At 57.1% G+C, this 11,819-nt stretch carries 10 protein-coding genes; all 10 read right to left on the reverse strand.

What is annotated here, in order from left to right; translation table 11 throughout:
- Positions 1 to 209: 209 nt before the first annotated feature.
- The gene (lpxC, locus tag ADIMK_RS01725; RefSeq protein WP_036182809.1) at positions 210 to 1,124 is read right to left on the reverse strand and encodes a UDP-3-O-acyl-N-acetylglucosamine deacetylase; all 915 of its coding nucleotides are present in this window, start codon (positions 1,122 to 1,124) and stop codon (positions 210 to 212) included.
- Positions 1,125 to 1,276: 152 nt separating this feature from the next.
- Positions 1,277 to 2,461, reverse strand: a complete 1,185-nt coding sequence (gene ftsZ, locus ADIMK_RS01730; RefSeq protein ID WP_036182811.1) for a cell division protein FtsZ — start codon at positions 2,459 to 2,461, stop codon at positions 1,277 to 1,279.
- Between the two features lie 65 nt (positions 2,462 to 2,526).
- Positions 2,527 to 3,777 carry a cell division protein FtsA gene (gene ftsA, locus ADIMK_RS01735; RefSeq protein ID WP_036182813.1) on the reverse strand — a complete coding sequence of 417 codons (1,251 nt, stop codon included), beginning with the start codon at positions 3,775 to 3,777 and terminating at the stop codon, positions 2,527 to 2,529.
- A 7-nt stretch (positions 3,778 to 3,784) separates the two neighbouring features.
- A complete protein-coding gene (locus ADIMK_RS01740; protein ID WP_231516978.1) occupies positions 3,785 to 4,609 on the reverse strand; it encodes a cell division protein FtsQ/DivIB in 825 nt (274 codons plus the stop codon).
- Positions 4,610 to 4,614: 5 nt separating this feature from the next.
- Positions 4,615 to 5,589: a D-alanine--D-alanine ligase gene (locus ADIMK_RS01745; protein WP_036182815.1), complete on the reverse strand. Its 975-nt coding sequence runs from the start codon at positions 5,587 to 5,589 to the stop codon at positions 4,615 to 4,617.
- Positions 5,582 to 6,988 carry a UDP-N-acetylmuramate--L-alanine ligase gene (gene murC, locus ADIMK_RS01750; protein WP_051692367.1) on the reverse strand — a complete coding sequence of 469 codons (1,407 nt, stop codon included), beginning with the start codon at positions 6,986 to 6,988 and terminating at the stop codon, positions 5,582 to 5,584. The genes ADIMK_RS01745 and murC overlap by 8 nt, the downstream gene beginning before the upstream one ends.
- Positions 6,989 to 7,029: 41 nt before the next feature.
- Entirely contained in the window at positions 7,030 to 8,109 is a 1,080-nt protein-coding gene (murG, locus tag ADIMK_RS01755; protein WP_036182819.1) for an undecaprenyldiphospho-muramoylpentapeptide beta-N-acetylglucosaminyltransferase, read from the reverse strand.
- On the reverse strand, positions 8,102 to 9,313 hold the full coding sequence (gene ftsW, locus ADIMK_RS01760) for a putative lipid II flippase FtsW (protein ID WP_036183201.1): 1,212 nt from the start codon (positions 9,311 to 9,313) through the stop codon (positions 8,102 to 8,104). Before ftsW ends, murG begins: the two co-directional genes overlap by 8 nt.
- Positions 9,314 to 9,363: 50 nt before the next feature.
- Complete coding sequence (murD, locus tag ADIMK_RS01765) at positions 9,364 to 10,719, reverse strand: UDP-N-acetylmuramoyl-L-alanine--D-glutamate ligase (RefSeq protein ID WP_036182821.1); 1,356 nt, start codon at positions 10,717 to 10,719, stop codon at positions 9,364 to 9,366.
- A 16-nt stretch (positions 10,720 to 10,735) separates the two neighbouring features.
- Positions 10,736 to 11,818, reverse strand: coding sequence for a phospho-N-acetylmuramoyl-pentapeptide-transferase (gene mraY / locus ADIMK_RS01770; protein ID WP_036182823.1), 1,083 nt, complete (start codon positions 11,816 to 11,818; stop codon positions 10,736 to 10,738).
- Position 11,819 lies beyond the last annotated feature (1 nt).

The raw sequence follows: 11,819 nt of genomic DNA on the forward strand, positions 1-11,819 counted from the left end.
GATCGGGCTCATCCCGAGCAGAGTCTGCATGACTGGATTAACGGGACATTCTACCTATATTGGGCCGGATATTAGAATGCCAAGTGTTGAATAAAAAACTGTGACGCAACCGAGACAGCCTGCTTTTGACTTCAGGCAAAAGAAAACGGGGCCGAACTTGAGTTAGGCCCCGTCTGCGAATCCCGTTTCCACTAACAGCTGATCGCTCGTCAGACCGCCGCAGCAGGGCGCTGATAAGAGATGGGAGCCATCTCTTCGCTGTCCTCGAAGGTGACGACTTCGTAAGAGTCCTCGGTTTCGAGCAGCTTACGCAACAGCATATTGTTCAGATAGTGGCCTGACTTATAGCCATAAAACTCGCCAATCAGGCTCTTGCCCAGCAGGTAGAGGTCACCCACCGCATCAAGAATCTTGTGCTTGACGAACTCATCGTCATAGCGCAGACCTTCGTCATTCAGCACGCGGTAGTCGTCGACCACGATAGCGTTGTCGAAACTGCCCCCAAGTACCAGATTCTGTGAACGCAGGTATTCGATATCACGCATGAAGCCAAAGGTACGCGCACGGCTTACCTCTTTTACAAAAGAGGTGCTGGAGAAATCCAGCGACGCTTCCTTGTTGCGGCTGATAAATGCCGGATGATCGAAATCGATGCGAAAGCCAACCTTGAAACCGTTAAACGGCTTGAAGCTTGCTGTCTTGCCATCGTTGCTTACGCTGACCTCTTTCTTGATCCGGATGAACTGCTTGGGCGCATCCTGTTCAAGAATACCGGCCGACTGAACCAGAAACACGAACGGCGCTGCACTGCCATCCATGATAGGCACCTCTTCGGCACTGAGCTCGATAATCACATTATCAATACCCAGACCCGCCAGTGCCGACAAAAGATGCTCGACTGTCGCGACGCGAACCCCATTTGTGGAGAGGTTTGTCGACAGAGTGGTATCCACCACATTCAGCGCATGCGCCTTTATCTCGGCGACCGGATCCAGGTCCGTGCGGCGAAATACAATCCCGGTATTTTCGTCAGCAGGCTTGAGCGTCAGGTAAACCTTTTGCCCAGTATGCAAACCGATACCGGTGGCTTTAATGCTGTTTTTCAGGGTGCGCTGTCTGATCATCCGTCCTGCCGTGAAAATAGTCGGTCAAATAACGGCCCATCTTAACAAAATTGTGATAGGCCAACCACAAGATAACCACGGAGAATTTGGCCGCCATCAATCAACGGCCAACTCCCCCCTATTGCACACTGCCCTGTCTGCGCTGAAACGGCTCAATCCGCCTGCCGACGCAGGAAAGTGGGTATATCCAAAAGTCCGTAGTCGCTATCAGTACGGCTGGCATCTGCCGATTTTCTCTCGACAGGCTTGTCCAGTAGTGCCTCTTCGCGCTGACGGCGCAGGATGGTCGGCAGCTCGATCTGATCCAGATCCAGCGAACCGTCAGCCTTGCGACCGTTTGAAGCCTTGGAGTGTACGACGCGGAGTTCCTGATCGTTGTCCCGATCCAACCCCGTGGCCACTACAGTGACCTTGATATCGTCGCCCAGTTCCGGATCGATGACAGTGCCGATCACAATCGTTGCATCTTCGGACGCATACTCCTCGACGATGTTACCGACCTCGGTAAACTCGCCCAGACTCAGATCTTCGCCAGCCGCGATATTGACCAGCACACCGCTGGCACCCTTGAGATCGATATCCTCAAGCAACGGACTGCGGATGGCCGCTTCGGCCGCTTCCTGCGCACGGTTGTCTCCACGCGCGACCGCTGTACCCATCATCGCCATACCCATCTCGGACATCACAGTGCGCACGTCTGCGAAGTCGACGTTGATCATACCCGGACGCGTAATCAGATCAGCTATACCCTGTACCGCACCTTTGAGTACGTTATTCGCAGCGCTGAACGCATTGATCAGAGAACAGTTTTTACCCAGCACCTGCATGAGCTTTTCGTTGGGAATAATAATCAGCGAGTCGACGTTCTCACGCAGTTCGCGGATCCCTTCCTCAGCGATTTTCATGCGCTTGCGTCCCTCGAAGGGGAAGGGCTTGGTGACGACGGCAACCGTCAGAATGCCAAGTTCACGCGCCACTTCAGCGACAATGGGAGCAGCCCCCGTACCGGTACCTCCACCCATGCCAGCGGTGATGAAGACCATGTCCGCACCGTTAAGGGTCTCGGCGATGCGATCACGATCCTCCAGGGCCGCGGTGCGCCCCACTTCCGGATTGGCACCCGCGCCGAGGCCTTTGGTGAGTTCACCACCGATATGAAGTGAGGTTTGTGACGCCATGCGGTTCAGCGCCTGAGCATCTGTGTTGGCACAGATAAACTCGACCCCTTCGACCACATTATCAACCATGTGCTGCACGGCATTACCGCCGCCACCGCCAACACCCACAACCTTAATTACAGCGTTCTGCTGGACGTTCTCGATCAGTTCAAATTCCATCGTTTATCCTCCCCGTCAGTGCCTGCGACTACCTTCCGGCGCCTGACATCTGCTAGTGCAAAAATTCAGAAGTTACCCTGCAACCAGGTCTTGATGCGGTGCAAAAAGCCCGGCCCCGTACGTACCGTTTTCGTCACATCCGCCTCCCGTTGTATTAATTCCGGAGCTGCCGGGCCATGATCGGCGCGGGCGTAGTGCAAAAGCCCTATTCCCGTCGCATAAATCGGATTACCCAGCAGATCCTCCATTCCTCGCACCCCCTGAGGCCGCGCCAGTCTCACCGGCATATGGAATATCTCCTCAGCCAGCTCGACCGCGCCCTCCATTTTCGATGTGCCGCCTGTCAGCACGACGCCCGCGGCCACCAGATCTTCAAAGCCGGAGCGGCGCAGCTCGGCCTGCACCAAAGTGAAGAGCTCTTCGTAACGAGGCTCAACCACCTCGGCCAGCGCCTGACGAGAGAGGTCCCGTGCCGGCCGGTCACCCACGCTGGGGACCTTGATCGTCTCTTCCGGGCGCGCCAGCTGCGCCAGCGCGCAGGCGTACTTGATCTTGAGCTGTTCGGCATTGATCGTCGGCGTGCGCAACGCCATGGCGATATCGTTGGTCACCTGATCACCAGCAACCGGGATAACCGCCGTATGGCGAATCGCACCACCGGTAAAGACCGCGATATCGGTGGTGCCACCCCCAATATCGACAATGCAGACACCCAAATCCTTTTCGTCATCGGTCAACACTGAGTAACTCGATGCCAGCTGTTCAAGAACGACTGCGTCCACCTCGAGCCCGCACCGACGGATGCACTTTTCGATATTCTGTACTGCGTTGATTGCCCCACAGACCAGATGCACTTTGGCTTCAAGACGGACACCCGACATACCCAGGGGTTCCCGGATCCCCTCCTGATGGTCGATCAGGTATTCCTGAGGCAGGATGTGAAGAATTTTCTGATCCGCCGGTATGGCAACGGCACGCGCCGCATCGATCACACGCTCAAGGTCGTATTCCGACACTTCGCGATCTTTCACCGCAACGATGCCGTGGGAGTTGTGGCTGCTGATATGGCTTCCGGCTATGCCTACGGTCACCGAATGGATCTTGCAGCCTGCCATCAGCTCAGCCTCTTCCACCGCGCGTTGAATCGAGTGCACGGTGGACTCGATATTCACGACAACGCCCCGCTTCAGGCCTCGCGAGGGATGTGACCCGACACCGACAATTTCGATCGCCCCGCTCTCGGTGATCTCGCCCACCAGGCAAACCACCTTGGACGTCCCGATATCCAGCGCGACGATCATATTACTTTGGCCCATTGACCCTCTATCCTGCATTTTCACTCGTCTCTTCGGCACGCCATTTGACGGCGATGCCATTGGTGTAACGTATATCGATCTGCTCAATCTCAGCGGCTCGTTCCGAGAGTCTGAGCTGGTATACGGTCAAAAAACGTTTCAACCGCGGTATCAGTCGATCCCTTCCTGCGACAACGCGAATTCCGTTGCTCAAATCAATTGTCCAAGCCCCGCGAGGCTCCAGCGTCAACCCTGCAAGCTTGAGACCGTTTGCCGCAAACATCGGGGTCAGGTCATGGAACTGTTCCATAATCTTCACCGTTTCATGTGCAGGTCCACTCAACTTCGGCAGACTCGCGTACTCGGGCTTTAACTCAGGCCAGAAGATATCGCCCTGATGGTTCAACAAGCCCTTGTCTCCCCAACGTGCGACCGGCACTTCCTCAACAACATCGACTCTGAGCGCCGGAGGCCACTGACGACTGATGCCCGCATCATGCACCCACGGATCGCTGATCACCTGATCGCGCAGCCGCTTAAGGTCTAGCTCGAGCAAGGTGCTATCCACGTTTGCCGCCAGCGCCTGAGCAATCGCCTGTTTGTCCAGATGACGCACAGCACCGGCGATCTGTATCTCCGCCACGGGTCTGTCCAGCCAACGCCAAAGATCCCGTCCGGCAGAGGATGCAATACCTGCGAACACCACCAGTAACGTAATCAATACCAGCGGTCGCCAATACCAGTCGGCATCCGGCTCACGCGCCTCACTACCTGACGCGCGCGCAGCACCTCGCTTCGGCTCGGTTTCCACCGGCTCCGAAGTTCGGTTTCTCCACGGCAACGTCATTAGCATGAAGGCTATCCCTCACTTCCCGGTTTGACGCTATCAAGCGTCGCTGTACGCAAGATCTCAACAACCAGCTGCTCAAACGCGATACCGGCCTCACGTGCGGCCATCGGCACCAGACTGTGATCGGTCATGCCTGGCGCCGTATTCACCTCCAGCAATTGAAACTGCCCCTGTTCATCCAGCATCACGTCGATTCGGCCCCAACCGCGGCACCCGACCATCGCGAATGCTTCCTCGACCAGCACCTTCAGCTCAACCTCCTCTTCACTACTGAGCTGAGTGTCAAACAGGTAGCGCGTATCATTCGCTTCGTACTTGGCATTGAAGTCGTAAAAATCATGCGGCGTTTCCAGGCGAATAATCGGTAGTGCCTTACCGTCGAGCACCCCCACCGTATATTCAGGACCACTGATCCAGCGCTCAGCCAAAACAACCGAATCGAATTTCCTGGCCTCGTCTACAGCAGCTTCCAGTTGAGCCTGATCCCGAACCTTCGCCATACCGATACTGGAGCCCTCGTGAATCGGCTTGATCATGATCGGGAAACCCAATGTGGCCGCGACAGTGTTCAAGTCGCTCTCCATTCCGATCACTGCAAAGGCCGGCGTCGAAAGCCCACCACCGGACCAAAGCTGCTTGGTGCGCAGCTTATCCATGCCCACTGCTGAGGCGGCGACACCGCTGCCGGTATAGGGTTTACCCATCATTTCGAGCACGCCCTGAATGGTGCCATCCTCACCACCGCGGCCGTGCAGGATCAGGAAAGCACGATCAAAATCAGCGGCCATCAATTGGGCCAGTGGATCCTGCCCGTCAACACCAAGATCGATACCGAAAGCGTCGACGCCTGCAACCCGTAAGCCCTTAAGCACCTCCGCCCCGCTTTTGAGCGATACAGAGCGCTCAGCCGACAGGCCGCCATAAATGACCGCCACTCGACCCAAGGTTGCCGCTTCTGCTGCTCCTAGTGTGAAATTAGCCATTGCCAGCCCCGCTGCTACTCAGATCCTGCTGTGCCAGATCGTGGGAAATTGCCGTCACGTTTCCGGCGCCCTGCGTCAAAAGCAGGTCGCCCGGCTGCAAAAGGTTACGCAGTGCATCGGCGAGTTCCGCCGTGTCCTCGATAAATACGGGCTCTTTACCGCGCTGACGAATGCTGCGACACAGGCTTCGGCTATCCGCTCCCGGAATGGGTGCTTCGCCTGCCGCGTACACATCAAGCATCACCAGCTGATCGACGCCCTGAAGCACCTGAACAAAGTCTTCGTAAAGATCCCGGGTTCGCGTATAGCGATGTGGCTGATACACCATCACCAAACGGCGTCCCGGCCAACCATCGCGAACCGCGCGAATGACAGCCTGCACCTCGCGGGGATGATGTCCATAATCGTCCACCAGTGTTGCGGTACCGCCATCCACCGGCACCTCACCCAGCACCTGAAAGCGGCGTCCCACGCCCTGAAAACCCTCAAGCGCGCGACAGATAGAGAGATCGTCAACGCCTTCGTCGGTGGCGACAGCGATCGCCGCCAAGGCGTTGAGCACATTGTGCCGCCCGGGCATGTTGAGAGACACATCGAGATCGGCATGCCCTTCGGGACGGATAACCCGGAACCGGCTGCGAAAACCGTCCTGTTTCAGCTCGATCGCACGATAATCAGCCGCCTCATCAAAGCCATAGGTCAGCACCGGCCGCCCCACTTCAGGCAACAACTCACGTACGACTGGATCGTCTATGCACATCACTGCCAATCCATAAAACGGCAGATTGTGCAGGAAACTGACAAACGTCTGCTTCAGCTTGTTGAAGTCGCCTTCATAGGTATCCATGTGATCGGCATCGATGTTGGTCACGATTGCCACCATCGGCTGCAGATGCAGAAACGATGCATCGCTCTCGTCAGCTTCGGCGACCAAGTAACGGCTGCCACCAAGCTGGGCATTCGTGCCAGCACTGGTCAAGCGACCACCGATCACAAAGGTAGGATCCTTTCCGGCCTCTGCCAGAATGGACGCCACCAGACTGGTGGTCGTGGTCTTACCGTGAGTACCTGCCACCGCTATGCCGTGACGATAACGCATCAACTCTGCCAGCATCTCTGCACGACGAACAACCGGGGTCAGCTGCTCACGCGCGGCCGCCACTTCCGGGTTGTCCTCATTTACCGCAGAGGAGGTCACCACCACATCAACACCACGAATGTTTTCGGCGGCATGACCAATGAACACCTTGGCCCCAAGCTTTTCAAGATGAGCGGTGACGGCCGATGCGCGCATGTCGGATCCGCTGATGCGATACCCCTGATTGAGCAGCACCTCGGCTATGCCGCACATGCCAACGCCACCGATCCCGACAAAGTGGATCTGTCTAATGCGCCGCATCTCAGGCACTTCATACTCTTTGATCGCTGCGCTATCAGCCTTCACTTCATGACCTCCAAACAAACCTGAGCCACACGTTCACTGGCCTCAGGTTCAGCCAGCGCACGAGCAGCACTGGCCATATTCAATAGGTTTCCACGATCGCCAAGGGTCTTGAGCAGCTGCACCAGCTTCTCGGCATCCAGATCCTTTTGCGCCACCCGAACACCAGCATCGGACTCACTCAAAAATCCGGCATTGGCCGTTTGGTGGTCGTCGATAGCATGAGGAAGCGGAACCAGAATCGAAGCCACGCCAGCGATGGCGATCTCGCTGACCGTCAACGCTCCGGCTCGACAGAGCACGAGGTCTGCCCAACCGTAGGCTTCATCCATATGTTCGATGAAGGGAACCACACGCCCCTCTACACCGAACGCCTCATAGCGCTTGCGCACTTCATCAATATTGCGCTTCCCGGTCTGGTGCCAAACCTCCGGTCGCTCCGACGGCGGTAAAATGGACAACGCCTCTGGAACCAGATCGTTGATCGCCTTGGCTCCAAGACTCCCTCCAACCACCAGCAACCTCAATGCGCCCTCGCGGTTCGCGTACCGCTGCTCCGGCTGAGCAAGTTTCAGAATGGGGCCTCGCACCGGGTTGCCGACAACCGATCCCTTGTCTTGGCCTTTAAAGGCACCGGGAAACGCCTGAAGTATCTGCTTTGCAAACCTCGCCAGAATCCGGTTTGTGGTACCCGCAACCGCATTTTGCTCGTGGATAACAAGAGGCTTTCCAGTGAGCCATGCCACCAGGCCGCCGGGGCCGGAAGCGAAGCCCCCCATACCGAGCACAGCATCAGGCTTGACGTGTCGCATCACCCCGAACGCCTGCCAAATCGCAAGCAACAACCCAAACGGCGCCAACAGCTGCTTCAAACGTCCCTTTCCACGCACACCACGCACGTCGATGCAGTGCAACGTGATACCGGCACGCGGTACCACATCAGCCTCTATTCCGGCAGCCGTCCCCAACCATTCGACCTCGACACCCCGCGCCCTGAGCGCGTCGGCGGTTGCCAATGCCGGGAACACATGACCACCGGTTCCCCCAGCCATAATCAGCACACGGCGCGGCTTAGTCATTGTCGCCCCCCTCGCCGTGCACTTTAGTCTTCACCTTTTTCACGGGGCCCGGTACCGGCTTACCCAGCCGAAGACGCTTGAGCTCATAATCTATGCGCTGCACAATGGCGATCATCCCACAGCAGACCAGCAAGCTACTGCCGCCGTAGCTCAGCAGCGGTAGAGTCAAGCCCTTGGTCGGCAACGCCCCGACGTTCACGCCGATGTTGATCATCGCCTGACCGGCAATAATGAAACCGAAGCCATAGCTGATGTAGGCCATGAAGAACTGCTTCTGTTTTTCCGCCTGACGCCCGATCAGGAACATCCGCGCTACCAGCAACGCGTATAGACCACAGACGATCAGCGCTCCGATTAGGCCAAACTCTTCGGCCAATACCGAATACACAAAATCGGTATGCGCTTCAGGCAGGTAAAAGAGCTTCTGTACGCTGTTACCCAGCCCTGTACCGAACCAATCGCCACGACCGAAAGCGATTTGAGCCTGGGACAACTGATACCCGCTACCGAAGGGGTCCGCCCAAGGGTCGGTAAAGCTTTTCAGACGCTCCATTCGGTAGGACTGAGAACCGGCCAAAGCCGCGACAAGAGACCCGGCCACACCGACAAGAATAAAGAACTGCAGCGGACGCATCCCCCCGAGAAATATCATTCCCATGACGGTGCCGACCAATACGACCGTGGCACCGTAATCGGGTTCCATGATCAGTACGAACATATACAGCGCGAGCGGAAATGCCGGTTTTATTACCCCCCACCAGCTGCTTCGCACCTCGCTAAGACGGCGTACCAGATACCCGCCCATGAACAACACCATACAAACTTTGGCTATTTCCGAAGCCTGCAGATTGAGCGGCCCCAAACCGATCCAACGCCGACTGCCGTTTACTTCACGCCCGATACCCGGAATCAGAACGACAATCAGCAACAACAATCCAACAAAAAGCAGCGGAACGCTGTATCTCTCCCACACATAGATTGGCACTCTGACGGTAATCGCCGCACCGACCAGCGCCAACAGCATGAAGCTGCCATGGCGGACGATGAAGAAACCCGCAGAACCAAAGTCTTTCGCCGCCACATCCATCGACGCGGAGGTGATCATCACGAACCCGACCAATACCAATGCAACGGTTGCCAATAGAAGCCAGGGATCGAACGGCAAAATACCCTTGGGCACTGCTCCGGCTCCGACACGGCCCATGAAGCGGTCGGCAAACTCGCTGGTAATTTTGGGTCGAGGTATGGAGAGACTCAGTCGCATCGCAACCCCTCCACGGCGTCAACAAACGCCTGCCCCCGGGCGGGATAACCGGTGAACATATCGAAGCTTGCACAGGCCGGCGAAAGCAGCACAACATCCCCCGGTTGCCCGTAACTGGCGGCCAGCTCAACAGCCTGCTTCATGTCCGCCGCGTAATGATGTTCGACCGAGCCAACAGCAGCGGCAATCTGCGGACCGTCACGCCCGATCAGTATCAGCGCACGTCCGTAGGCCGACATCGGAGCATTGAGCTCGTCAAACCGCTGCCCCTTGCCTTCGCCACCGGCGATCAGCAGGATGCGAGCCCCTGCTTCCAGGGTGTTGCCCAGCCCGTTCAATGCGGCAAGCGTCGCCCCCACATTGGTTCCCTTGGAGTCGTTAAACCAGCTGCGCTCGCAGCGATCGGCAATCCACTGGCAACGATGCTCCAGCCCGCCGAACTGGCGTAGCGCCTCAAGCATCGCCTCCATCGGCAACCCGACTGCCTCACCAAGCGCCAGCGCCGCGAGCGCATTAGCCTGGTTATGACTGCCGCGGATTTTCATCTCTCGACTATCGATCAGCGGTGTCAGCCCCTTGGCGAGCCAGCTCGAACCCTGGTGATCAATCACGCCAAACTGTTTGAGATCCGGTTTGCCCAGTCCAAATTCAACCCGCTTTACGCCTGTGGGTAACAGCGGCCGAGTCAGTGCGTCGTCCCGGTTTTCTACAGCTACGGCACACCCGCGGTAGACGCGGTGTTTGGCCATGTAGTACGCCTGCATCGAATCGTACCGATCCAGATGATCAGGACTCACGTTCAGAACGGTTGCGGCCGCGGCCCGCAGATCGTTGGTTGTCTCCAGCTGAAAACTCGACAGCTCAAGCACATACAACTCTGCCTGCTCGTCCAGCAAGTCCAGCACCGGAGTGCCGAGATTTCCGCCGACCTGTACACGCACACCCGCCGCTTCAGCCATTTTGCCAACCAAGGTCGTGACCGTACTCTTGGCATTGGAGCCTGTAATCGCAACGATGGGTGCCCGAGCCTGGGCACAAAACAGGTCGATGTCACCGCTTAAACGCACACCGCTGGCAACAGTCTGCTGGATGGCCGGATCCGCTTGGGCAACACCGGGGCTGAGAATAATTTCATTGCAGCGACTCAAACGCTCCGCATCGAGCGCTCCGCAGTACAGAGGTACGTTAGGGAACTCCATCCGGAAGGCATCCGCTGCAGGAGGGTTCTCCCGCGTGTCACAGACAAAGAACGGCAGGCCCTGCCGCGCCAGATAGCGTGCACAAGCAAGCCCGGTCTTGCCCAGACCGATCACTACACGGCTTTTATCTGTCGCGATCAAACTCATGACCTTAGTGTCCTTCCTATCGAATCTTCAGGGTCGCCAGACCTATCAACACCAGCACCACGGTTATAATCCAGAAGCGCACAATAACCCGTGGCTCCGGCCATCCCTTCAGCTCGAAGTGATGGTGAATAGGCGCCATGCGAAAAATGCGGCGGCCTGTCAATTTGAACGATGCCACCTGCAATATCACCGACACGGTTTCCATTACGAACACACCGCCCATGATCACAAGCACCAGCTCCTGACGCACGATCACGGCCACGACGCCCAGCGCAGCACCAAGTGCCAACGCACCGACATCGCCCATGAACACCTGTGCCGGATAGGTGTTGAACCACAGAAAGCCAAGACCCGCCCCCACGATTGCACCGCAAAAGATGATCAGCTCCCCTGCACCGGCCACGTATGGGATATTGAGATAGTTGGCAAACTGAACATGCCCACTCAGGTAAGCGAATACGGCCAGCGCACCGCCCACCATGACTGTCGGCATGATTGCCAGCCCATCCAACCCATCCGTGAGATTCACCGCGTTGGAGCTGCCGACAATGACGAAGTAGGTGAACACGATGAAACCGAGGCCCAGCTGCAACGAAAAGTCCTTAACAAAAGGCAGAATAAGCTCGGTCTCCACAGGGCTTTGAGCCGTAAAGTAGAGCAGCAGAGCCGCCCCAAAGCCGCCGATGGACTGCCAGAAATATTTCCAGCGAGCCGGCAGTCCTCTCGGGTTCTTTTCGACCACCTTGCGCCAGTCATCAACCCAGCCGACAGCACCGAAAATCAGCAACACGGCGAGCGTTATCCACACATAGCGGTTACTCAAATCGGCCCACAACAGGGTGCTGATAGCAATCGACAGGATAATCAGCGCACCGCCCATGGTCGGGGTACCGGCCTTACTCAAGTGGCTCTGCGGGCCATCATTACGTACCGCCTGACCAATCTGTTTTGCCTTGAGCTGCTCAATCAACCGCGGGCCGATAAACAGCGACAGGCCGAGCGCCGTCAACACCCCCAATATGCCGCGCAGCGTGATGTAGCCGAAAACGGCAAACCCACTATAGAAGTGCGACAGGAGCTCGGTCAGTAAAAGCAGCATG

Source organism: Marinobacterium lacunae (assembly GCF_000705555.1).
Taxonomy (GTDB): domain Bacteria; phylum Pseudomonadota; class Gammaproteobacteria; order Pseudomonadales; family Balneatricaceae; genus Marinobacterium_D; species Marinobacterium_D lacunae.

What these genes read in the sequence shown, in the direction of transcription:
- ftsZ (WP_036182811.1), bottom strand. Translation starts at nt 2,461, where the DNA reads ATGGAATTTGAACTGATCGAGAACGTCCAGCAGAACGCTGTAATTAAG.
- murC (WP_051692367.1), bottom strand. Translation starts at nt 6,988, where the DNA reads ATGCGGCGCATTAGACAGATCCACTTTGTCGGGATCGGTGGCGTTGGC.
- ADIMK_RS01740 (WP_231516978.1), bottom strand. Translation starts at nt 4,609, where the DNA reads ATGCTAATGACGTTGCCGTGGAGAAACCGAACTTCGGAGCCGGTGGAA.
- ftsW (WP_036183201.1), bottom strand. Translation starts at nt 9,313, where the DNA reads ATGGGCCGTGTCGGAGCCGGAGCAGTGCCCAAGGGTATTTTGCCGTTC.
- ftsA (WP_036182813.1), bottom strand. Translation starts at nt 3,777, where the DNA reads ATGGGCCAAAGTAATATGATCGTCGCGCTGGATATCGGGACGTCCAAG.
- murD (WP_036182821.1), bottom strand. Translation starts at nt 10,719, where the DNA reads ATGAGTTTGATCGCGACAGATAAAAGCCGTGTAGTGATCGGTCTGGGC.
- ADIMK_RS01745 (WP_036182815.1), bottom strand. Translation starts at nt 5,589, where the DNA reads ATGGCTAATTTCACACTAGGAGCAGCAGAAGCGGCAACCTTGGGTCGA.
- mraY (WP_036182823.1), bottom strand. Translation starts at nt 11,818, where the DNA reads ATGCTGCTTTTACTGACCGAGCTCCTGTCGCACTTCTATAGTGGGTTT.
- lpxC (WP_036182809.1), bottom strand. Translation starts at nt 1,124, where the DNA reads ATGATCAGACAGCGCACCCTGAAAAACAGCATTAAAGCCACCGGTATC.
- murG (WP_036182819.1), bottom strand. Translation starts at nt 8,109, where the DNA reads ATGACTAAGCCGCGCCGTGTGCTGATTATGGCTGGGGGAACCGGTGGT.